A 21,276-nucleotide genomic window follows, 5' to 3' on the forward strand; every position below is an offset into this window, starting at 1 on the left:
CACCCACGGCGAGACGACGGAGTCCACATGTACGCACCGGAGCGGCACCAGGCGATCCTGGACCGCGCCCGCACCGACGGGCGCGTCGAGGTCCGCGACCTCGCCCTCTCCCTCGCCGTGACGCCGGAGACGATCCGCCGCGATCTCACCAGCCTCGAGAAGCGGGGCCTGCTGCGCCGTGCGCACGGCGGCGCCATCCCCGTCGAGCGGCTGGGCATCGAGCCCGAGGTCGCCGCCCGCGAGGGACACCTCGCCGGCGAGAAGGACCGCATCGCCACCGCGGCCCTCGCCGAGGTGCCCGACGGCGGCTCGATCGCCATCGACGCCGGCACCACCACGGTGCGGCTGGCGGAGCTGCTCCCCCTGGACCGCCGGCTGACGGTCGTCACCCACTCCCTCCCCGTCGCGATGGCGCTCGTCGGCCGGCCCAACATCGACCTCCACCTCATCGGCGGGCACCTGCGCGGAGTCACGCAGGCCGCCGTCGGGCCGTGGGCCGCCCAGGCCCTCTCCACGGTCTCGGTGGACGTCGCCTTCATCGGCACGAACGGCCTCAGCCTCGAGCGCGGGCTCACCACCCCCGATCTCGACGAGGCCGTCGTCAAGTCCGCGATCATCGCCTCCGCGCGCCGGGTCGTGGTCCTCGCCGACCACTCGAAGTTCGGCCGGCAGGACTTCGGGCACGTCGCTCCGCTGTCCGCGGTCGACACCGTCATCACCGACGCCGATGTCGACGACGAGCTCGCCGACGACATCGAGTCGGCCGGCCCGGAGGTCGTCCGCGCATGATCGTCACCGTCACCGCCAACCCGAGCATCGACGTCACCCTCTCCACGAGCGGCTTCGCCGTCGGCGAGGTCAACCGCGCGCACGACGTGCGGCGCGACCCGGCCGGCAAGGGCGTCAACGTCGCCCGTGCCCTCGCGCGCAACGGCGTCGAGGCGACCGCGGTCTACCCGGCCGACGCCTCCACCGGCGTCGACCTGTCCACGATGCTCCGGGCCGCCGGAGTCCGCTCGGCCAGTGCGGCGATCGCTCACCCGATCCGCACCAACATCACCGTGGTCGACGACCGGACGGGCCGCACCACCAAGATCAACGAGCCCGGCCCCGCCGTCACGGAGGAGGAGGCTCACGCCCTCTCCGCGCTGATCGGCGAGCACGTCTCGGCCTCGCCCCGCTGGCTCGTCGCCTGCGGCAGCGTCCCCCCGGGACTGGGAGCGGACTTCTACCCCGCTCTCGGCCGCCTCGCCCTGCACTTCGGCGTCCCCCTCGCCGTCGACACCTCGGGAGCCCCCCTGACCGCGATCATCGCGGCCGGCACCGCCACCCTGGTGAAGCCCAACCTCGAGGAGCTCGAGGAGCTCCTCGGCCGCTCCCTGACGACGGTCGGAGACGTCGTCGCCGGAGCCCGTGAACTCCTGCAGCTGCCCGACGCGCGAGCGCTCGTCAGCCTCGGAGAGCACGGCGCCCTCCTCGTCACGGCGCACGCGTCGTGGTGGGCGGGCGCCCCCGCCGTCGTGCCCCTCAGCACCGTCGGCGCCGGCGACAGCACGCTCGCCGGCTACCTCTCGGCCGTCGACGCCACGGAGGCGGAGCGCCTCGCGACAGCAGTCGCGTGGGGTACCGCCGCCGTCCAGCTCCCGGGCAGCGAAGCCCCGGGTCCCGACTCCCTCCGCCTCGACGACGTCTCCGTCGTCGAGAACCCCGACCCCACCCTCCCGATTGGAGAATTGAGCGCATGACTGCTCTCACCGAGGCGTCGACGGTCATCGTCGACCTCACCGCCGCCACGAAGGACGAGGCCACCGCGCAGCTCGCGAAGACGCTCGCCGACGCCGGCCGCGTCACCGACCTCGACGGCTTCCTCGCCGACGTCCGCGACCGCGAGTCGCAGATGGCGACCGGCATGCCCGGCGGAATCGGGATCCCCCACGCCCGCTCCTCCCACGTCGTCTCGCCCAGCGTGGCGGTCGGCATCGCGAAGCAGGGCGTCGACTTCGGCGCCCCCGACGGCCCGGCCGACCTGATCTTCCTGATCGCGGCTCCGGACGGCGCCGACCAGGCGCACCTCAAGATCCTCGCCCAGCTCGCCCGCAAGCTGATCCACGAGTCCTTCACCGGTTCCCTCCGCGCCGCCGCCAGCGGCCAGGAGGTCGCGGACATCATCGCCCGAGAGGTCGTCGTCTCATGAGGATCGTCGCCGTCACGAGCTGCATCGCCGGCATCGCGCACACCTACATGGCGGCCGAGGCCCTCGAGCAGGCCGCGAAGAAGAAGGGGTACGAGATCCAGGTCGAGACCCAGGGCGCCGCGGGGTCCGATCCCATGTCGGACCGGACCATCGCCGACGCCGACGTCGTTATCCTCGCCGCCGACCTCGAGGTCCGCGGCAAGGAGCGCTTCGCCGGGAAGCCCACCCTCGAGGTGGGCACGTCGGAGGCGCTCGCGAAGGCGGCGGACGTCATCGACCGCGCCGTCGCGAAGGTGCAGGACGCGCCCGCCGCGAGCCCCGCCTCCGGCCCGCGCTTCGTCGCCGTGACCAGCTGCATCGCGGGCATCGCCCACACCTACATGGCCGCGGAGGCGCTCGAGCAGGCCGCGAAGAAGCGCGGCTACCCGATCCACGTCGAGACCCAGGGCGCGGCCGGCTCGGACGAGATGACCGCGGCCGACATCGCCGCCGCGGACGTCGTCATCCTCGCCGCCGACCTCGAGGTCCGCGGCAAGGACCGCTTCGCCGGCAAGCCGATCCTCCAGGTGGGCGTCGCCGAGGCCCTGTCCAAGCCGGACGAGGTCCTCGACCGCGCTCTGGCCCTCCGCGGCTCCGGCTCCGCCGCGTCCGCCCCCGCCCGCTCGACTCCGGCCGCGGCCCCCGCCGCGCCGAAGAAGGTCGGCGTCGGCACGCGCATCCGCCAGAACCTGATGACCGGCGTCTCCTACATGATCCCGTTCGTCGCGGCGGGCGGTCTGCTGATCGCGCTGTCGTTCCTGTTCGGCGGCTACCGCATCGTCGACTTCACGGCCCAGCAGATCATCGACGACGGCTTCAACGTCGCGAACATCACCGACTGGGCCGGAGTGATGTTCCTCATCGGAAGCGCGACCTTCGCGTTCCTGGTGCCGGTGCTCTCGGGCTTCATCGCCTTCGGCATCGCCGACCGTCCCGGCATCGCGCCGGGCTTCCTCGGCGGCGCGGTCGCGGTCACCGTCGGCGCGGGCTTCCTGGGCGGCCTCGCCTCCGGCTTCATCGCCGGCTACGCGGCCCTCTACATCTCGCGGATCAAGCTCCCCGCGGCGTTCAAGTCGCTGATGCCCGTCGTGATCATCCCCCTGATCGCCACCTTCATCACCGGCTTCCTGATGTTCGTGGTGCTCGGAGCGCCGCTCCGCGCACTGAGCGAGGGCCTGTCGTCCTGGCTCTCGGGCCTCTCGGGCGGCAACCTGATCATCCTGGGGATCATCCTCGGCCTCATGATGGCGTTCGACATGGGCGGTCCGGTCAACAAGGTGGCCTACGCCTTCGCGACCACCGGCCTCGCCTCCGTCCCCGCCGACGGCGACCCGAACTCCGTGCAGTTCAAGGTGATGGCGATCGTCATGGCCGCCGGCATGACCCCGCCGCTGGGTCTGGCCCTGGCCACGACGCTCCGCAAGCGCCTGTTCACCGACGCCGAGCGCCAGAACGGCAAGGCCGCCTACCTGCTGGGCGCGTCCTTCATCTCGGAGGGGGCCATCCCGTTCGCCGCGGTCGACCCGCTGCGCGTGATCCCGTCCGCCATGGTCGGCTCGGCCGTCACGGGTGCGCTCGTCGCGCTCTTCGGCTCCACCCTCCGCGCCCCGCACGGCGGCGTCTGGGTCACCGGTCTCGTCGGGCAGCCGATCCTCTACCTGGTCGCCATCCTGGTGGGCATGGTCGTCACGGCCGTCTGCGTGATCATCGCGAAGAGCATCAAGCGCCCCCCGGTGGTCGCCGAGGTGCCCGAGCCCGCCACCGCGCAGGCCGTCCCCGCCTGATCCCCTCCGACCGACCGTCCTGAGCGGTCCCGCCGGCGGTCGCCTCCGCGCTCCTCCCCCTCTCCGAGGGAGTGGCGCGAGGCGGCCGCCGGCTTCCGCGTTCCGGGGTGCGAGCGCGGCCGGGCGGCCCGCTCCGCGGCTCCGAATAGACTGCTCCGGTGACTCGCAGCACCCTCCGCATCGCCTCCGTCAACGTGAACGGCGTCCGCGCCGCCTACCGCAAGGGGATGGGCGACTGGCTCGCCGCGCGCGACGTCGACGTCCTGGCCCTGCAGGAGGTCCGCGCTTCCACGGACGACCTCACGGGGCTCCTCGGGGACGAGTGGGACGTGCTGCACGACGAGGCGACCGCCAAGGGGCGCGCCGGAGTCGCTCTCGCCTCGCGCAGGCGCGCCACGATCCACCGCGTGACCTTCGGCGCCGACGACTTCGACTCGGCCGGACGCTGGCTCGAGGCCGACTACGAGGTCGGCGGCCGCTCGCTCACCGTCGTCTCCACCTACGTCCACTCCGGCGAGGTCGGCACCCCCAAGCAGGTCGAGAAGTACCGCTTCCTCGATGCGATGGAGGCGCGCCTGCCCGAGATCCGGGCGCACAGCGAGCTCGCCGTGGTGATGGGCGACCTCAACGTCGGCCACCGCACGCTCGACATCAAGAACTGGAAGGGCAACGTCAAGAAGGCCGGCTTCCTCCCGGAGGAGCGCGCCTACGTCGACCGCTTCGTCGGCGCCGAGGGCGACCCGGACTACAACGCCGGTGCCGGACTGGGCTGGGTCGACCTCGGCCGCCGGTTCGCGGGCGAGGTGCCCGGACCGTACACGTGGTGGTCGCAGCGCGGCCAGGCCTTCGACACCGACACCGGCTGGCGCCTCGACTACCAGCTCGCCACGCCCGCGCTCGCCGACCTCGCCCGCAGCTACGAGGTCGACCGCGCCGCCTCCTACGACACCCGCTGGTCCGACCACTCCCCCGTGGTCGTCGACTACGAGCTCTGACCCTCTCCCCGCGATCCCGACCCCTCGAGGCCACCCATGACTCCCAGCACCCCGGGCGCCAAGCCCGTCATCTTCTCCGGCATGCAGCCCTCCTCCGGGTCGCTGCACCTCGGCAACTACATCGGCGCGCTGACCCAGTGGGTCGCGATGCAGGAGGACTTCGACGCCTACTTCTGCGTCGTCGACCTGCACGCGATCACGGTCCCGCAGGACCCGCAGCAGCTCCGCGAGCGCACCCGCGCGACCGCCGCGCAGTACATCGCCGCGGGCATCGACCCAGCGCGCTCGACCCTCTTCATCCAGTCCCACGTACCCGCTCACGCCGAGCTCGCCTGGGTCCTCAACACCCTGACCGGCTTCGGCGAGGCCAGCCGGATGACGCAGTTCAAGGACAAGTCGGCGAAGCAGGGCGCTGAGGCCGCCTCGGTGGGCCTGTTCACCTACCCGATCCTGATGGCGGCCGACATCCTGCTGTACCAGACGGACGCGGTGCCGGTCGGCGAGGACCAGCGCCAGCACCTGGAGCTCACCCGCGATCTCGCCGCGCGCTTCAACTCGCGCTTCGGCGAGACCTTCGCCGTGCCGGAGCCCCACATCGTGCGCGAGACCGCGAAGATCTTCGACCTGCAGAACCCGGGCGCCAAGATGTCGAAGTCGGCGGAGTCGGACGCGGGCCTGCTCAGCGTGCTCGACGAGCCGAAGGCGACCGCGAAGAAGATCATGCGCGCCGTGACGGACACCGAGTCGGAGGTGCGCTTCGACCGGGCGGCGAAGCCCGGCGTCTCGAACCTGCTGACGATCTACTCGGTCCTCGCCGACCGCTCCGTCGAGTCGCTGGAGCAGGAGTACGCGGGCCGCGGCTACGGGGACCTCAAGAAGGGCCTCGTCGAGGTGGTCGCCGCCACCTTCGACCCGATCCGCGCGCGGACCGCGGAGCTGCTCGCCGACCCGGCCGAGCTCGACCGGGTCCTCTCCCTCGCCGCCGACCGCGCGTCCGAGACCGCGGAGCGCACGCTCGCCGCCGTCTACGACTCCGTCGGCCTCCTCCGCCGCGTCCGCTGAGGCGGCCGTGCTGCGGCTCGCGCTCTTCGACCTCGACGACACCCTCTTCGCCCATGCCCGCGCTGTGCGGGAGGGGATCGTCGCGTACGCCGCCTCGCTCGGCGCCGCCTACGCCGGCGAGCCGGCCGACGTGCAGCGCCGCTGGCACCTGCTCGAGGAGGAGCACTACCACCGCTACCTCGCGGGCGAGCTCGACTACGAGGGCCAGCGCCGGGCGCGCGCCACGGACTTCGCCGCGGAGGCCGGAGTCGGGCTGACTCCCGAGGAGGCGAGCTCCTGGTTCCGCGGGTACCTCGAGCACTACGTCGCCGCCTGGACCCTCCACGACGACGCGCTGCCCGTCCTCGACCGGCTCGACGCCGCCGGAGTCCGCCTCGGCGTCATCACCAACGGCGTGCTCGACTTCCAGCGGGGGAAGATCGAGCGCACGGGCCTCTCCGGTCGCTTCGAGCACGTGATCGCCTCCGGCGACGTCGGCGTCGCCAAGCCGGACGCGCGGATCTTCGCGATCGCCTGCGAGCGGTTCGGGGTCTCTCCGGAGGAGGCCCTCTACGTCGGCGACCGGCTCGGCACCGACGCCGTCGGAGCGGCCGCTGCGGGCCTGCGCGGCGTCTGGCTCGACCGCGTTGGCGGTCCCGAGCACGGCCGCGAGCTGCCGCCCGAGGCGGTCGAGCTGGGCGTGCGCCGGATCGCTTCCCTGGACGAGCTGGACGCGCAGCTCGGGCTGTCGGCGGACTGAGGCCCCGCCCGGGTCTGGTCTCGATAAGCCGCCTGCAGCGACTAAGCGACCAGCATGCAGGTCCGAATTGCCGGGTCTCGATGAGCCGTCTGCGGCGACCACTCGACCAGCATGGGTGTCCCCGAACCACCCCGTTGCGATTCCCGTTGCACCGTCGTCGGAACGACGAAGCGCCCCACCCGACCCGAGGGTCGGACAGGGCGCTTCACCGTGAACGGACTCACGCCATCCGCTCGTTGCGCAAGGCGAACGGGGAGGACGCGTGTCAGCGTCGTCCCCTAGCCGGACGCGACCCGCTCCCCGAGACGCGACCACCTCGATGAGCCGACCGCGCCGCGGCAGGCAGGGACTGCCGCGGAGAAAACTACTGCACGTCCTCGTCGATCCAGTCGAAGGTCTTGGTGACGGCCTTCTTCCAGAGGCGGTACTGGCGGGCGGCCTCGTCCTGGTCCATCTGCGGGGTCCAGCGCGAGTCCTCCTGCCAGTTCTGGCGCAGGTCGTCGAGGTTCTCCCAGAAGCCGACCGCGAGACCGGCCGCGTAGGCCGCTCCGAGCGCGGTGGTCTCCGCGACGACCGGTCGGACGACCGGGACGCCGAGGATGTCGGCCTGGAACTGCATGAGCAGGTTGTTGGCGATCATTCCGCCGTCGACCTTGAGCTCCTGCAGGGGGACGCCGGAGTCGGCGTTGACCGCGTCCAGGACCTCGCGGGTCTGGAAGGCGGTCGCCTCGAGCGCGGCGCGGGCGATGTGGCCCTTGTTGACGTAGCGGGTGAGGCCGACGAGGGCTCCGCGGGCGTCGGAGCGCCAGTAGGGGGCGAACAGACCCGAGAAGGCGGGGACGAAGTACGCGCCTCCGTTGTCCTCGACGGTGGCGGCCAGCGCCTCGACCTCGGGGGCCGAGCCGATGAGGCCCAGGTTGTCGCGCAGCCACTGGATCAGCGAGCCGGAGACCGCGATCGAGCCCTCGAGCGCGTAGTGCACCTCGCCGTCGCCGAGCTTGTAGCCGATGGTGGTGAGCAGACCGTTCTTCGAGTGGACGATCTCGGTGCCCGTGTTGAAGATCAGGAAGTTGCCGGTGCCGTAGGTGTTCTTCGCCTCGCCCGGGTCGAACGCCGCCTGGCCGAAGGTCGCGGCCTGCTGGTCGCCGAGGATGCCGGCGATCGGGACCTCGCGCAGCAGCGACGAGGACTCGACGTGGCCGTAGACCTCGGAGGAGGAGCAGACCTCGGGGAGCATCGACTTCGGGACCCCGAAGGCCTCGAGGATGTCGTCGCGCCACTCGAGGGTCTCGAGGTCGAGGAACAGGGTGCGGGAGGCGTTGGTGACGTCGGTCTTGTGGACGCCGCCGTCGATGCCGCCGGTCAGGTTCCAGAGGACCCAGGTGTCCGTCGTGCCGAAGATCAGGTCGCCCGCCTCGGCCTTCTCGCGAGCACCCTCGACGTTCTCGAGGATCCAGACGATCTTGGTGCCGGAGAAGTAGGTCGCGAGCGGGAGGCCCACGATCGACTTGAAGCGGTCCGCGCCCTCGTCGCCGGCGAGGCGGTCGACGATCGACTGGGTGCGGGTGTCCTGCCAGACGATGGCGTTGTAGACGGGCTTGCCGGTCGTCCTGTCCCAGACGACAGCGGTCTCGCGCTGATTGGTGATGCCGACGGAGGCGATGTCGTGGCGGGTCAGGTCGGCGCGGGAGAGAGCCTGGCCGATCACCTCGCGGACGTTGTTCCAGATCTCGATCGGGTCGTGCTCGACCCAGCCGGCGCGCGGGAAGATCTGCTCGTGCTCCTTCTGGCCGGTGGAGACGATCGATCCCTTCTTGTCGAAGATGATCGCGCGGGACGACGTGGTCCCCTGGTCGATAGCGATGACGTAGTCAGCCATGAATGATTACTCCTTCGTAACGGGGGTGAAAGGAAGCGCGGCGGTCTAGAGGACCGGGAGCAGCACGAGCGAGGCGAGGCCCGCGAGCACTCCACCGACGATCGGGCCGGCGACGGGCACCCAGGCGTAGCTCCAGTCGCTCGAGCCCTTGCCCTTGATCGGCAGGAGAGCGTGCGCGATGCGGGGGCCGAGGTCGCGGGCGGGGTTGATGGCGTAGCCGGTCGGGCCGCCGAGGGAGGCGCCGATCGCGATCACCAGGATGGCGACGGGCAGCGCGCCGAGCGCGGCCAGACCGCCGTCGCCCTGACGTCCGCCGCCGAAGCCGATGACGACGAAGACGAGGACGAAGGTGCCGATGACCTCGGTGACGAAGTTCCAGCCGTACGAGCGGATCGCCGGGCCGGTCGAGAAGACGCCGAGCTTGTTCGCCGCGTCGGGCTCCTCGTCGAAGTGCTGCTTGTAGGCGAGCCAGCAGAAGACGGCACCGAGGATCGCACCGATCATCTGGGCGAGGATGTAGACGAGGATCGAGACGATGTTGACGGGCACGCCGGATCCGAACTCGGTCGCTCCGCTCGCGACGAGGCCCAGGGTGACCGCGGGGTTGAGGTGCGCCCCCGAGTTGTACGAGACGATCACACCGGCGAAGACCGCGAAGCCCCAGCCGATGTTGACCATGAGGGTTCCGCCGTTGAGACCCTTGCTCTTCACGAGCGCGACGTTGGCGACGACACCGCAGCCGAGGAGCACGAGCATGGCCGTTCCCACGACTTCGGCGAGGAAGACCACTCCGAGATTGTCCACGTTGACCTTTTCCTTTTCGTAAGACGGACGCGCACAGGCGTCCGCGGCGGGCTTCGATGCCCGACGGTGTGAAGTTATCGGCGCCCTGTCCTAGCGACAAGGAACGGCGCGTGCACGTTTGTGCGTTGTCACGACGGAAGCCCCGGTCGAGGTGGTCCTCGGTCCGGGGCTTCCGTCGATCCGCGCCTGATCGCCGATCAGGAGGCGGGCACGGCCGTCGGGGTCTGCACCGAGGTGCCCCCGACGTCGACGCCGTTGTACTCCTTGAGGTGCGCGATGGTCGCGTCGACCTCCGACGCGCGGGCGGCGTCGTCCCAGCCCAGCACGGCGCCCGTGTGCTCGGCGAGCTCCTCGAGGAGCTCGCGGCTCAGGCCGCCCGTGAAGGCGTGGTTGGTGCGGCGCATCACCAGGTCGATGAGGTGCACCACGCTCTCGCGCTGGGCGAGGTAGCGGATCTCACCGGTGGTGAAGTCCTTGTCGAAGTCGAGCGCCTCGTCGTGTCCGTCGGCCAGGGCCTCGATGACCTCCTGCGCGCGGGTGCCGTAGCGCTCGAGCAGCTGGCCCGTGCGGGCCGAGGAGAGCCCGGAGCGGTGCTGGCTGATCCACTGCGCGCGGGACGCGTCGGTGCGCGGGAAGCCCTTGCCGCCTCCGATGGGGGTCCTCACGGTGGAGACGCGACGGGTCACGCCGATCCGCTTGAAGACCTCGTTCGAGAGGTGCTCCGACAGGGCGCGGAACGTCGTCCACTTGCCGCCGACCAGGCTGAGCACGGGCGAGCCGTTGCCGGGGAGCGTCGAGGGCTCGATGCGGTAGTCGCGGGAGACGAAGCCCGGGGCCTCGTCGTCGTGGCGGGGCAGCGGGCGGATGCCGGAGAACTTGAAGACGATCTGCGAACGGTCCACGCGGATGGCCGGGAAGACGTGGTTGACGAGCTCGAAGAAGTAGTCGATCTCCTCCTCCGTGCACACCGCCGGCTTCGTGGGGTCGGCGTCGATGTCGGTCGTGCCGACCATCACGCGGCCCTTGAGCGGGTAGATGAGGACGATGCGTCCGTCGCTGTGCTCGAAGAACATCTCGCGACCCTCGCAGGCCTCGACCAGCTCGGGGTTGTCGAGCACGATGTGCGAGCCCTTGGTGCCGCCCATGAATTTCGTGGACGTGCCGAGGGCCGTGTTGGTGAAGTCGGTCCACGGTCCGGAGACGTTGACGACGACGTCCGCCGCGAAGGTGAACTCCTCGCCGGACTCGCGGTCGCGGAGGACGACGCCCTTCTCGTCGGCGCCGACGGCCTCGACGTAGTTGGCCGCGCGGGCCTTCCTGCCGCCGATCAGCGCGTCGTGGAGCACGTCGAGCGCGAGGCGCTCGGGCTCGTGCACGGAGGCGTCGAAGTAGGTGGCGGTGTACTTGATCTTCGGGTCGAGCTTGGGGAGCTCGTTCAGCGAGCGCTTGCGCCCGTGGAACTGGTGGCGCGGGACCGTGCCGCCGTCGCGGGAGAAGAAGTCGTACATCGTGAGGCCGACCTTGATCAGCAGCGCACCGCGCTCCTGCGGCTTGCCCGACTTGTGGGTCAGGAAGCGCAGCGGAGCCGCGAGGATGCCCGAGAACGTCGAGTAGATCGGGATCGTCGTCTGCAGCGGCTTCACGTAATGGGGAGCGATCTTCAGCAGGCCGTTGCGCTCGTGCACGCCCTCGTTGACGAGTCGGAACTCGCCGTTCTCGAGGTAGCGGATGCCGCCGTGGATCATGTGGCTCGAGGCGCTCGAGGCACCGGAGACGTAGTCGCCGCGCTCGACGAGGGCGACGTCGACGCCGTTGAGCGCGAGCTCGCGGAAGGTCCCGATGCCGTTGATGCCACCGCCGATGACCAGGACCGTGGCGCGGGGGTTGTCGCGGAGAGCAGCGACGCTCTCGCGCAGAGCGGAGTTTCCGGGAGTTCCGTCGGACTGTGCCACTTCGTACTCGCCTTCGTGTCGTAGGGGTGTCGTCGAGGCCTCCGCACCAGCGTGCACCGGGGAGATGACCGATTGATTTCGCGGAGGAATACAGCCATCCTTGACCCGACAACACATCCGGTCAAGACGGGTGGAAATCCGTGCAGGGAGCGCTATGACCCCGGTGAGACCGGTCGTCGAACTCGACGAGACGACCCACGCGACCCATCCCGACAAGACGCGGGACGCGCTGCGTGCGGCCCAGCTGTACTACATGCAGGATCTGACGATGGACGCGATCGCGCACGAGCTGCACACGTCGCGCTCCTCCGTCTCGCGCCTGCTCTCGCACGCCCGCGCGACCGGCCTGGTCGACATCCAGATCCGCTCCCCCCTCGACCGGGCGAGCGCCCTCTCGGCCGAGGTGCGGTCCCACTTCGACATCACGGCGCACATCGTGCCGGTGCCGGACCACACCAGCGAGATCGACCGGCTCGAGCGGGTCGCCCTGTCCGCAGCGAGGATCCTCGGGCAGTTCATCGACTCGAACATGATCGTCGGCATCGCCTGGGGCTCCACGATGAGCGCGATCAGCCGCCACCTGATCGCCAAGGAGACGCACAACACGCAGATCGTGCAGCTGAACGGCGCCGGCAACACCGAGACCACGGGCATCAACTACTCGAGCGAGATCCTCCGCCGCTTCGGTGACGCCTACGCGGCGAAGGTCCAGCAGTTCCCGGTGCCGGCGTTCTTCGACGACCCGACCACCAAGCAGGCGGTGTGGCGCGAGCGCTCCACCCGACGGGTCCTGGAGCTGCAGCAGCGGATGGACGTGGCGCTGTTCGGGCTTGGGTCGCCGTTCGCGGCGGTCCCCTCGAAGGTCTACATCGGCGGCTACCTGGAGCCGAGCGACTTCACCTCGCTCAGCGGCTCCGGGGTCGTCGGCGACGTCGCGACGGTGTTCTACCGGTCCGACGGCAGCTGGGACGACATCCCCATGAACGAACGTGCAAGCGGTCCGGACCTCTCCACGGTGCGCCGCGCGTCGCGCCGGATCTGCGTCGTGTCGGGCGCCTCGAAGCTGCCGGGCCTGCGCGGCGCCCTGGCGGCCGGCCTCATCACCGACCTCATCCTCGACGAGGGAACGGCCCGCGCCCTCATCTCGGACTGACGACTCCCGCCCTTCCGCGGGACGCGCTCGGGTACGCGGCACGCCGACCCAGGCGCACCGGAGCGGCGTCTCGCGGGAGCGGTCAGGACTCGCGAGCGTGCGCGTCGAGGAACTCGTAGACCTCGGCGTCGTCGATGCCGGGGAAGGTCCCCGACGGCAGCGGCGCGAGCACGTGCGCGTGCAGGCGCGCGCTCGGCCAGGCGTTGCCGTCCCAGCGCGCGGCGAGCTCCGACGGGGCGCGTCGGCAGCAGGACTCGTCGGGGCAGCGGGAGAGCTCGCGGCGGTCGGTGTCGCGGCCTCGGAAGAAGCGGGCCTCGGCGAACGGGACGCCCACGGTGATCGAGAACTCCTCGGTGGCGGTCGTGCCGGTCTGCGACGCCGACCAGAAGGTGCCCGCCGGAGTGTCGACGTACTGGTAGTACTCCGTCGTCCGGTTGGTCCGGGTGAACGCGGAGCGCGCCGACCAGTAGCGGCAGACGACCTGGCCCTCGACGGCCCCGGTGACGTCGGTCGGCAGCGGCAGCCCGTCGTTCTCGTAGGCCTTCTGGATCGAGCCGTCTCCCAGCACCCGCAGGAAGTGCATCCGGATGTCGAGGTGCGAGGTGAGCAGGTTCGTGAAGCGCAGGGCGGCGGCCTCGTGGGTGACGCCGAAGCCGTCGCGGAAGTCCTCCACCGAGATGTCCCGCTCGCGCTTCGCCTCCTGGAGGAACGCGACCGCCGGCTCCAGCGGCATCAGGCACGCGGCGGCGAAGTAGTTGATCTCGAGGCGCTGGCGGAGGAAGTCGGCGTAGGTCACCGGCCGCTCGTGCCCGAGGAGGCGGTGCGCCATCGCCTGCAGCGCCAGCGCCCGCAGGCCGTGGCCCCCGGGGATCGAGGCGGGCGGGAGGTAGATCCTGCCGTTCGCGAGGTCGATCACCGAGCGGGCGGAGTGCGGCAGGTCGCCGACGTGGATGATCTCGAAGCCGAGGTGCCGGGCCATCTTCGAGACGGAGCTGTGGGTCAGTGCTCCTCCGCGGTGCCCGACGGTGCGGAGCATCTCGCCCGCCACCTCCTCGATCTCGGGCAGGTAGGAGCTGCGCTCGCGCAGCTGGAGCCGCTGGGCGGTGTTGGCCCGGCGCGCCTCCTCCGGTGTGGCACTCGCCTCGCTCCGGCGACGGGCGAGCTCGCGGTAGACGCCGAGGAACGCCTCCAGCACGGGCGTGCTCAGCCCCTTGTTGACCTTGAACTCGGGCAGGCCGAGCGAGCGGTACAGCGATCCCTTCTGCACGCGCGCCAGCTCGATCTCGAGCGCGGCCCGCTCGCTCGGCGGCTCGTCCGAGAGCAGCGCCGCCAGCTCGACGCCGAGCGCGGCCGCGAGGCGCTGCAGGAGGGAGAGGCGCGGCTCGCGGCGGCCCGTCTCGATCAGCGAGAGCTGGCTCCCCGACACGTCGACGCGCTCGGCGAGCTGCCCGAGGGTCAGTCCGCGGCGGGTGCGGAAGTGGCGCAGGCGCTGCCCGAGCAGCACGGCGTCGGAGCCTGGGGCGGGTGTCGAGGGATCGGTCACGGCGAGCTCCAGCGGTCGGTTGTGACGGAAGCGCAAAAACGCGGTTTCTTGACCGCCTGAGCGCCGGGAATACCTCCTGATCCTCCTCCATCCTGGCTTCAGGCGCCACTGAGCGCCCCTCCCGCCCCGGCCGGCCTCTTCCCGGCTGCGGCCGGCGACTCCCCACCCCCGTCGACGACGACCACCGAAAGCGGAGCCAGCATGAGCATCTACAGCAACACCGTCCGACTCGAGCCGAGCACCATGACCGCGCCGACGTCCGTCCCCGCGCCCGTCGTGCCGCCGGCGCCCCTCGCCCTCCGCCGCTGGGTGCGCGAGACCGCCGCGATCCTCCAGCCCGATGTGATCGAGTGGAGCGACGGCTCCCCCGCGGAGTGGTACCGCCTGACCGAGCGGCTCGTCGCCTCCGGCACGCTCCTCCCGCTCAATCCGGAGTGGCGGCCCGGCTCGTTCCTGGCCCGCACCGACCCGGACGACGTCGCCCGGGTCGAGGACCGCACCTTCATCTGCACGACCGACGAGGCCGACGCGGGACCGACCAACAACTGGCGCGAGCCCGCCGCGATGAGGGCCGAGCTCGCTCCCCTCCTCGACGGAGCGATGCGCGGACGGACGATGTACGTCGTCCCGTTCTCGATGGGGCCCGTCGGCGGTCCGCTCTCGCAGCTGGGCGTCCAGGTCACCGACTCGGCCTACGCGGTGCTGAACCTGCGGATCATGGCGCGCGTGGGCTCCGAGCCGCTGGCCGCCTTCACCGAGGAGACCCCGTTCGTCCGCGGCGTGCACACCGTGGGGATGCCCCTCCGCGACGCGGACGGCGTCACCCGCGAGGACGTCGCCTGGCCGTGCAGCCCCGTGAAGTACATCACCCAGTTCCCGGAGACGCGCGAGATCGTCTCGTACGGCTCCGGCTACGGCGGCAACGCCCTGCTGGCGAAGAAGTGCTTCGCCCTGCGCATCGCCTCGGCGATGGGGCGCGAGGAGGGCTGGCTCGCCGAGCACATGCTGCTGATCCGCATCGTCTCGCCCGAGGGACGGCGCTACCACGTCGCCGCCGCCTTCCCGAGCGCGTGCGGCAAGACCAACCTCGCGATGATGCAGCCCGCGATCCCCGGCTGGCGGGTCGAGACGCTGGGCGACGACATCACCTGGATGCGCCGCGGGGAGGACGGACGCCTCTGGGCGATGAACCCCGAGACGGGCTTCTTCGGCGTCGCTCCCGGCACCGGGGAGAGCTCGAACCCGAACGCCGTGCAGACGCTCTGGGGCAACACGATCTTCACCAACGTCGCGCTCCGCGAGGACGGCGACGTGTGGTGGGAGGGCCTGACCGACGAGGTCCCGGAGCGGCTGACCGACTGGCGCGGGCAGCCGTGGACGCCGGCGTCCGGCACGCCCGCCGCGCACCCCAACTCCCGCTTCACCGCGCCGGCCGCGCAGTGCCCGTCGCTCTCCGCCGACTGGGACGCCCACGAAGGCGTGCCGCTGGACGCGATCGTCTTCGGTGGCCGACGGGCGAGCAACGTCCCGCTGGTCACGCAGGCCACCTCGTGGCAGCACGGCGTCTTCCTGGGTGCGACCGTCGCCTCCGAGAAGACCGCGGCCGCGGAGGGCACGGTCGGGGAGATGCGCCGCGATCCGTTCGCGATGCTCCCCTTCTGCGGCTACAACATGGCCGACTACTTCGCGCACTGGCTCGCGATCGGCGCTGAGCTCGGCGATGCGGCGCCGGCGGTGTTCCAGGTCAACTGGTTCCGGAAGGACGCGGACGGCGAGTTCCTCTGGCCCGGCTTCGGCGAGAACGCGCGGGTGCTGCAGTGGCTCGTCCGCCGCCTGGAGGGGCTGGCGGAGGCGCAGCGGAGCCCCCTCGGCGACCTGCCGGTCGCGATCGACACGCACGGGCTCCTGCTCTCCGCGGCCCAGAAGGAGGAGCTGTTCTCCGTCCCGGTGGAGGCGTGGCTGGAGGAGTGCGCGCTCACGGAGGAGTTCTTCACGCGGTTCGGCGACCGGCTGCCGCCCGAGCTGACCGCCGAGCTCCAGGCCCTGCGGCTCCGGCTCCTCGCCGAGAAGCTGCCGCTGGCGGCCTGATCCCCCTGACCGAGCCGGCTCCTGCCGGACACCCCTGTGGCCCGCGGGCGGATCATCCCCCTTTCCTCGCACCCCCGCGGGTCCACTCCCCCCTTCCGCTCCCACGACGACGGGCACCATGACCGACCGCATCACGCTCCGCTTCCTCGCCGCCCCGCAGGACGCCACCGCCGACGGCCGCAGCGCCCAGGCCGGCCGCGTCCTCGAGTGGATCGACAAGGCCGGCTACGCCTGCGCCGTGGGCTGGAGCGGCGGCTACTGCGTGACGGCGTACGTCGGCAACGTCCACTTCACCCGGCCCATCTCGGTCGGCAACCTGATCGAGGCGACCGCCCGCGTCATCCACACCGGGCGCACGAGCATGCACGTGCTGGTGCAGGTCGCGCAGGCGGATCCGCGGACCGGCCTCTACGAGGACGCCACGCACTGCCTCCTCGTGTTCGTGGCCGTCGACGACGAGAAGAGGCCGCGGTCGGTCCCGGAGTGGCGGCCCCGCTCGATCGAGGACCTGTCCCTCGCCGAGGGCGCCGCCGCGCGCATCGAGGGCCGCCGACGGCTGCACGACGTGATGCGCGCCCAGGAGTACACCGAGGAGGGCACCGGTCCGCGGATCGTGTTCCGCTTCCTCGCGGCGCCGGGCGACGTCAACTGGGGCGGCAACGCCCACGGCGGGATCGTGATGCGCTGGATCGACGAGGCGGCCGACGCGGTCGCGCAGCGCTGGACCGGCCGCGACGCGGTGGCCGTCTACTCCGGCGGGATCCACTTCTACCGTCCGGTGCGCATCGGGCACCTCGTCGAGGTGGAGGCGCGCCTCATCCACACGAGCGCCCGGAGCATGCACCTGGCGGTGCACGTGCGCTCCGGGGACCCGCGGACCGGCGAGCTGGAGCTGACCACGCAGTGCCGGAGCGTCTTCGTGGTGCGGGGCTCCGACGGGGCGGCCGAGCCGGTCCCGCCTCTCGAGCTGCGGACCGAGGAGGACCGGCGTCTGGACGCCCATGCGCGCGAGCTGATCCTCCTGCGCGCGGCGCTGCCGCCGCTCCCGCTCGCGGGGACGGCCGGCGCTAGGGTCGGAGCGTGAAGCTGCCGATCCTCGTCCTCAACGGCCCGAACCTGAACCTGCTCGGCACCCGCGAGCCCGAGCTCTACGGCTCGGACACCCTCGTCGACGCCGAGGCGCTGGCGGCGGAGGCGGCCGAGCGGCACGGCTTCACGGTCGAGACCTTCCAGAGCAGCTCGGAGGGCGCGATCGTCGACCGGCTGCACGCGGCTCGCGGCTCCGTCTCGGGAGTGGTGCTCAACGCCGGGGCGTACACGCACACGTCGATCGCGATCCGCGACGCCGTCCTCGCGACCGAGCTGCCGATGGTCGAGGTCCACGTGAGCAACGTGCACCGGCGCGAGCCGTTCCGGCAGCACTCCTACCTCTCGGACGTCGCGATCGCCGTGATCGTCGGCGCGGGGATCGCCGGCTACGGCTACGCGGTGGACGTGCTCGCGCGAGCGGCGGAGAAGCGATGAGCGGCCTCGGACGCTCCTTCGGCAGCGCGGTCGACGCCTACGACCGCGGGCGGCCCGGCTACCCCGACGACGCCGTCGACTGGATCGTGGGGCACGCCCCCGCGCGGGTGGCGGGCGCCTTCGTCCCGGAGCGGGCCCGCGCGGCGGGAGCCGACGCCTCCGATCGGCTGCGCGCCGTGGACCTCGGCGCGGGAACGGGCAAGTTCACCGCGTCGCTCGCGTCCCGCGGCCTCGCCGTGACCGCGGTCGAGCCCGACGCGGAGATGCTCGCGCGTCTCGCCTCGAATCTGCCGGGGGTCCGCCCCGAGGAGGGGACGGCCGAGGCGATCCCCGCCGCGGACGCCTCCGCGGAGCTCGTCACCGCCGCGCAGTCGTGGCACTGGGTCGACGCCGAGCGCGCGGGAGCCGAAGTCGCCCGCGTCCTGGTGCCGGAGGGCGTGCTCGCGCTGGTGTGGAACATCCGCGACGAGTCGGTCCCCTGGGTGCGCCGGCTCGGCGAGGTCGCCGGAGCCTCCACCGCCGAGCGCTTCGAGACGCTCCGGCCGCCGCTCGGCTCCGCTCTCGAGCGGGTGGCGTTCGCGGCCTTCGAGTGGTCCTTCGAGCTGGACCGAGCCGGGGTGCGGGACATGTTCGCGTCCCGCAGCTCCGTCATCGCGATGCCCGACGAGGAGCGCGCCGCGGTCCTCGCGGCGGTCGACGCCGTGGTGGACGAGGAGTCGGGCGGGAGCGGGACCGTCGCGATGCCGTACTCGACGCGCGTGACGATCGCGCGCCGCTCCTCCTCCGCCTGACTCCGCGCTGCCCGCCGCGGACCGCCCCGCCCGCCGACTACCCTCGGAGGGCGCCGCACCGGCGCGAGCACCGAGAGCACGAGGAGAGACGCACGTGAGCATCATCGCCGCCGCAGACGGGTCCGCACTGGGCAACCCCGGCCCCGCCGGCTGGGCCTGGTACGTCGACGACGAGCGCTGGGCCGCGGGCGGCTGGTCGCACGGCACGAACAACATCGGCGAGCTCACCGCGGTGCTCGAGCTGCTGCGCGCGACCGCGCAGGAGGAGGAGCCGCTGCACATCCTCTGCGACAGCCAGTACGCCATCAAGGCCTGCACCGAGTGGCTGCCGGGCTGGAAGCGGAAGGGCTGGCGCAAGGCCGACGGCAAGCCGGTGATGAACGTCGAGATCATCAAGGCGCTCGACGAGGAGCTGCAGGGCCGGGCCGTCACCTTCGAGTGGGTGAAGGGGCACGCCAACCACCGGATGAACGAGGCCGCCGACGTCCGCGCCCGGAGCGCCGCGACCGCCTACCAGCGCCGGCAGCCCGTCGACGCCGGACCCGGATGGCCGACGGCCGCCGCCGCGCCCGCCGCGGCCGCTGCGCCCCCCGTCGAGGACTCCGCCACCCTCTTCTAGCCGCGTTCCCCCTGGGGCAGCCGCAGCAGCCCCGTCGCCACCAGCTCGCGCACCCGCGGCAGCACCGAGTCGGACACCGCCTCCTCCTCGACCTGGAGGAGCGAGGCGACCGCCGCCGCGATCGCCGCCACCGAGAGCTCGCCGTCGCAGGCGCCGACCACGGCGGCGAGCGCCGTGTCGACCTCCTCGACCCGGGCGAAGCCGCCGCCCTGGCGCAGCCGCAGCACCGTCGGATCGTCGTTGCCCGGCCAGTAGTGCCGCTCCTCCGTGACGTCTCCGGCGACGACCAGGGCGAGACCCGCCAGAGCGCGATCGTCGAGCGACGCGAGGGCCTCGGCCGAGTCGAGGCAGGCGGCGAGGTGGCCGCCCAGGCCCGCGGTCGCGACCGGCGTGGTGATGCGCTCGAGGCGGCGGATCGGCGGGCGGGGCTGCTCGGGCAGGCGGAGCGTGACGTAGCCGAAGCCGACGCCGGTCACCCCGCGCCGCTCGAAGTCGGTCAGCCAGGCGTCGACCAGCGCGTCGAACGCGGGGCCGCGGGTCGTGCCGCCGTCCCGGATCCAGGTCTCGGCGTAGACCGCCGGATCCTGACGCTCGCGCTCCACGACCCAGACGTCCAGCGGAGAGGCGGTCCCGCCCATCCAGGCGTCGAGCCCCTCGGGCCCCGCCTCGAGCGCCTGCTCCAGCGGACTGCGGGCGTCGGCGAGCCAGTCCGCGATCCGGTCGAAGGCGTCCGCGCCCTCCCGGTACTCCCAGTTCCCCAGGAGCTGCGCGATACCGCCGGGCACCAGGTGCTCGGCTGCTCCGAGGATCACGCGGCGCACGATCTCGTCGCCCTCCAGCCCGCCGTCGCGGTACTCGTAGGAGGGGACGCCCTCGGCTCGCGGCGTGATGACGAACGGCGGGTTCGTGACGATGTGGTCGAAGCGCTCCCCCGCGACCGGCTCGTAGAGGCTGCCGAGGCGGAACTCGATGTTCTCGATCCCGTTGAGCGCCGCGGTGAAGGAGGCGAGCGCGAGCGCGCGCTCGGAGATGTCGGTGGCGACCACCTGCTCGGCGTGGCGGGAGGCGTGCAGCGCCTGGATCCCGCAGCCGGTCCCCAGGTCGAGCACGCGGCCGACGGGTCGCTGGATCATCAGGCCGGTCAGCGTGAGGCTCGCGCCGCCGACGCCGAGCACGTGGTCCTCGTCGAGCGCGCGGCCGAGGGCGAGCTCCCCGAGGTCGGAGGCGATCCACCAGGAGGCAGCGCCGCGCTGGTCGACCACGTCGTAGGGGCGCAGGTCGAGGGCCGCGGTGACGACGGCTCCGGCCTCGACGCGCACCAGGCCGAGCTCCACCGCCCCCTCCAGCGCGAGAGCGCCGAACGCCTCGTCCGCGTCGTCGGCCGAGACGGGATCGGCCAGGAGGAACAGGCGGGCGAGGGTGGCCAGCGCGTCGTGGTCGCCGCTGCGCTCGAGGGCGCGGCGGGCGGGGACCCGGTCGCCGCGGTGCAGCGCCTCGGCCGCTTCGTCGCCCCAGAGCCCCCGCACGGCGTCCACGCCGTAGCGGGCGCGGATCAGGTCGTCGCGCAGGAGGGCGATACGGGCTCGGTCGAACGGGTCTGCGGAGAACACCGCTCCATCCTCCTGCACACGGGTCGGCCACCGGGGCCGCCGCGGCCGTACGATCGGAGGCATGCCGCTGACCGGAGAGTACGAACCCAGCACGTCCGAGTGGGCCCGCGAGCAGGCGGAGCTCTACGAGCGGACCGGCGGAGCCGAGGGGAACCTCCTCCGCGGCCGCCCCATCATCGTCCTGACCACCGTCGGCGCGAAGAGCGGGAAGCTCCGCAAGACCGCGCTGATGCGCGTCGAGCACGAGGGCGAGTACGTGGTTGTCGCGTCCAAGGGCGGCGCGCCCGAGCACCCCGTCTGGTACGGCAACATGCTCAAGGAGCCGCACGTCGAGCTGCAGGACGGGCCCGTGAAGAAGGACTACGCCGCGAGCGTGCTCGAGGGCGATCTGCGCGCGGCCTGGTGGGAGCGCGCGGTCGCCGCGTGGCCGGACTACGCCGAGTACCAGACGAAGACCGAGCGGCAGATCCCGCTCGTGCTGCTCACTCCCTGGTCCTGAG

At 72.0% G+C, this 21,276-nt stretch carries 19 protein-coding genes; 14 read left to right on the plus strand and 5 right to left on the minus strand.

Annotation, left to right across the window (positions count from 1 at the left end; genetic code table 11):
- The first annotated feature begins 27 nt into the window (after window positions 1-27).
- The 7 genes from C5D04_RS02805 (at window position 28) to C5D04_RS02840 (ending at window position 6,813) form a co-directional block, all read left to right on the plus strand.
- The gene (locus C5D04_RS02805; RefSeq protein WP_104226423.1) at window positions 28-789 is read left to right on the plus strand and encodes a DeoR/GlpR family DNA-binding transcription regulator; all 762 of its coding nucleotides are present in this window, start codon (window positions 28-30) and stop codon (window positions 787-789) included.
- Window positions 786-1,745, plus strand: coding sequence for a 1-phosphofructokinase family hexose kinase (locus C5D04_RS02810; RefSeq protein ID WP_104327108.1), 960 nt, complete (start codon window positions 786-788; stop codon window positions 1,743-1,745). Before C5D04_RS02805 ends, C5D04_RS02810 begins: the two co-directional genes overlap by 4 nt.
- Window positions 1,742-2,194 (plus strand): PTS sugar transporter subunit IIA, encoded by a 453-nt coding sequence (locus C5D04_RS02815; protein ID WP_097166616.1) that lies wholly within the window; start codon window positions 1,742-1,744, stop codon window positions 2,192-2,194. The genes C5D04_RS02810 and C5D04_RS02815 overlap by 4 nt, the downstream gene beginning before the upstream one ends.
- Window positions 2,191-4,017 carry a PTS fructose-like transporter subunit IIB gene (locus tag C5D04_RS02825; protein ID WP_258068820.1) on the plus strand — a complete coding sequence of 609 codons (1,827 nt, stop codon included), beginning with the start codon at window positions 2,191-2,193 and terminating at the stop codon, window positions 4,015-4,017. Before C5D04_RS02815 ends, C5D04_RS02825 begins: the two co-directional genes overlap by 4 nt.
- Before the next feature lie 158 nt (window positions 4,018-4,175).
- On the plus strand, window positions 4,176-5,012 hold the full coding sequence (locus tag C5D04_RS02830) for an exodeoxyribonuclease III (RefSeq protein WP_104263197.1): 837 nt from the start codon (window positions 4,176-4,178) through the stop codon (window positions 5,010-5,012).
- 36 nt (window positions 5,013-5,048) lie between these two features.
- Window positions 5,049-6,074 carry a tryptophan--tRNA ligase gene (trpS, locus tag C5D04_RS02835; protein ID WP_104232840.1) on the plus strand — a complete coding sequence of 342 codons (1,026 nt, stop codon included), beginning with the start codon at window positions 5,049-5,051 and terminating at the stop codon, window positions 6,072-6,074.
- A 7-nt stretch (window positions 6,075-6,081) separates the two neighbouring features.
- Window positions 6,082-6,813 carry an HAD family hydrolase gene (locus tag C5D04_RS02840; RefSeq protein ID WP_104337275.1) on the plus strand — a complete coding sequence of 244 codons (732 nt, stop codon included), beginning with the start codon at window positions 6,082-6,084 and terminating at the stop codon, window positions 6,811-6,813.
- Window positions 6,814-7,177: 364 nt separating this feature from the next.
- Here C5D04_RS02840 and glpK read toward each other — a convergent pair whose 3' ends face one another.
- From glpK to C5D04_RS02855, 3 genes are all read right to left on the minus strand, one after another.
- Complete coding sequence (glpK, locus tag C5D04_RS02845; RefSeq protein ID WP_104226427.1) at window positions 7,178-8,692, minus strand: glycerol kinase GlpK; 1,515 nt, start codon at window positions 8,690-8,692, stop codon at window positions 7,178-7,180.
- Window positions 8,693-8,737: 45 nt separating this feature from the next.
- Window positions 8,738-9,448, minus strand: a complete 711-nt coding sequence (locus C5D04_RS02850) for an MIP/aquaporin family protein (RefSeq protein WP_374952909.1) — start codon at window positions 9,446-9,448, stop codon at window positions 8,738-8,740.
- A gap of 245 nt (window positions 9,449-9,693) precedes the next feature.
- Window positions 9,694-11,448 carry a glycerol-3-phosphate dehydrogenase/oxidase gene (locus C5D04_RS02855; protein ID WP_258068821.1) on the minus strand — a complete coding sequence of 585 codons (1,755 nt, stop codon included), beginning with the start codon at window positions 11,446-11,448 and terminating at the stop codon, window positions 9,694-9,696.
- Between the two features lie 154 nt (window positions 11,449-11,602).
- On the opposite strand from C5D04_RS02855, the gene C5D04_RS02860 reads away from it, so the two are divergent.
- Window positions 11,603-12,601: a sugar-binding transcriptional regulator gene (locus C5D04_RS02860; RefSeq protein ID WP_104223198.1), complete on the plus strand. Its 999-nt coding sequence runs from the start codon at window positions 11,603-11,605 to the stop codon at window positions 12,599-12,601.
- 82 nt (window positions 12,602-12,683) lie between these two features.
- On the opposite strand, the gene C5D04_RS02865 is transcribed toward C5D04_RS02860, so the two are convergent.
- Window positions 12,684-14,144 carry a helix-turn-helix domain-containing protein gene (locus C5D04_RS02865; RefSeq protein ID WP_104223199.1) on the minus strand — a complete coding sequence of 487 codons (1,461 nt, stop codon included), beginning with the start codon at window positions 14,142-14,144 and terminating at the stop codon, window positions 12,684-12,686.
- Between the two features lie 243 nt (window positions 14,145-14,387).
- Here C5D04_RS02865 and C5D04_RS02870 point away from each other — a divergent pair, with 243 nt between their 5' ends.
- The 5 genes from C5D04_RS02870 (at window position 14,388) to C5D04_RS02890 (ending at window position 19,166) form a co-directional block, all read left to right on the plus strand.
- Entirely contained in the window at window positions 14,388-16,232 is a 1,845-nt protein-coding gene (locus tag C5D04_RS02870; protein ID WP_104347226.1) for a phosphoenolpyruvate carboxykinase (GTP), read from the plus strand.
- 118 nt (window positions 16,233-16,350) lie between these two features.
- Window positions 16,351-17,316, plus strand: a complete 966-nt coding sequence (locus C5D04_RS02875) for an acyl-CoA thioesterase (protein WP_104347205.1) — start codon at window positions 16,351-16,353, stop codon at window positions 17,314-17,316.
- Window positions 17,313-17,756, plus strand: a complete 444-nt coding sequence (aroQ, locus tag C5D04_RS02880; RefSeq protein ID WP_104226430.1) for a type II 3-dehydroquinate dehydratase — start codon at window positions 17,313-17,315, stop codon at window positions 17,754-17,756. Before C5D04_RS02875 ends, aroQ begins: the two co-directional genes overlap by 4 nt.
- Window positions 17,753-18,547, plus strand: coding sequence for a class I SAM-dependent methyltransferase (locus tag C5D04_RS02885; RefSeq protein WP_104337272.1), 795 nt, complete (start codon window positions 17,753-17,755; stop codon window positions 18,545-18,547). Before aroQ ends, C5D04_RS02885 begins: the two co-directional genes overlap by 4 nt.
- A gap of 94 nt (window positions 18,548-18,641) precedes the next feature.
- On the plus strand, window positions 18,642-19,166 hold the full coding sequence (locus C5D04_RS02890; protein WP_104223203.1) for a ribonuclease H: 525 nt from the start codon (window positions 18,642-18,644) through the stop codon (window positions 19,164-19,166).
- Here the strand turns inward: C5D04_RS02890 and C5D04_RS02895 are convergent.
- Window positions 19,163-20,776, minus strand: coding sequence for a methyltransferase (locus tag C5D04_RS02895; RefSeq protein WP_258059989.1), 1,614 nt, complete (start codon window positions 20,774-20,776; stop codon window positions 19,163-19,165). The genes C5D04_RS02890 and C5D04_RS02895 overlap by 4 nt on opposite strands.
- 61 nt (window positions 20,777-20,837) lie before the next feature.
- On the opposite strand from C5D04_RS02895, the gene C5D04_RS02900 reads away from it, so the two are divergent.
- Complete coding sequence (locus C5D04_RS02900) at window positions 20,838-21,275, plus strand: nitroreductase family deazaflavin-dependent oxidoreductase (RefSeq protein ID WP_104347207.1); 438 nt, start codon at window positions 20,838-20,840, stop codon at window positions 21,273-21,275.
- The last annotated feature ends 1 nt before the right edge of the window (window position 21,276 follow it).

Origin of the sequence: Rathayibacter sp. AY1D2 (assembly GCF_002932695.1) — a bacterium.
Classification (GTDB): Bacteria; Actinomycetota; Actinomycetes; order Actinomycetales; family Microbacteriaceae; genus Rathayibacter.

Coding starts and splice junctions, on each gene's coding strand:
- C5D04_RS02805 (WP_104226423.1), top strand. CDS start 28: ATGTACGCACCGGAGCGGCACCAGGCGATCCTGGACCGCGCCCGCACC.
- C5D04_RS02810 (WP_104327108.1), top strand. CDS start 786: ATGATCGTCACCGTCACCGCCAACCCGAGCATCGACGTCACCCTCTCC.
- C5D04_RS02815 (WP_097166616.1), top strand. CDS start 1,742: ATGACTGCTCTCACCGAGGCGTCGACGGTCATCGTCGACCTCACCGCC.
- C5D04_RS02825 (WP_258068820.1), top strand. CDS start 2,191: ATGAGGATCGTCGCCGTCACGAGCTGCATCGCCGGCATCGCGCACACC.
- trpS (WP_104232840.1), top strand. CDS start 5,049: ATGACTCCCAGCACCCCGGGCGCCAAGCCCGTCATCTTCTCCGGCATG.
- glpK (WP_104226427.1), bottom strand. CDS start 8,692: ATGGCTGACTACGTCATCGCTATCGACCAGGGGACCACGTCGTCCCGC.
- C5D04_RS02850 (WP_374952909.1), bottom strand. CDS start 9,448: ATGCTCGTGCTCCTCGGCTGCGGTGTCGTCGCCAACGTCGCGCTCGTG.
- C5D04_RS02860 (WP_104223198.1), top strand. CDS start 11,603: ATGACCCCGGTGAGACCGGTCGTCGAACTCGACGAGACGACCCACGCG.
- C5D04_RS02870 (WP_104347226.1), top strand. CDS start 14,388: ATGACCGCGCCGACGTCCGTCCCCGCGCCCGTCGTGCCGCCGGCGCCC.
- C5D04_RS02875 (WP_104347205.1), top strand. CDS start 16,351: ATGACCGACCGCATCACGCTCCGCTTCCTCGCCGCCCCGCAGGACGCC.
- C5D04_RS02885 (WP_104337272.1), top strand. CDS start 17,753: ATGAGCGGCCTCGGACGCTCCTTCGGCAGCGCGGTCGACGCCTACGAC.
- C5D04_RS02900 (WP_104347207.1), top strand. CDS start 20,838: ATGCCGCTGACCGGAGAGTACGAACCCAGCACGTCCGAGTGGGCCCGC.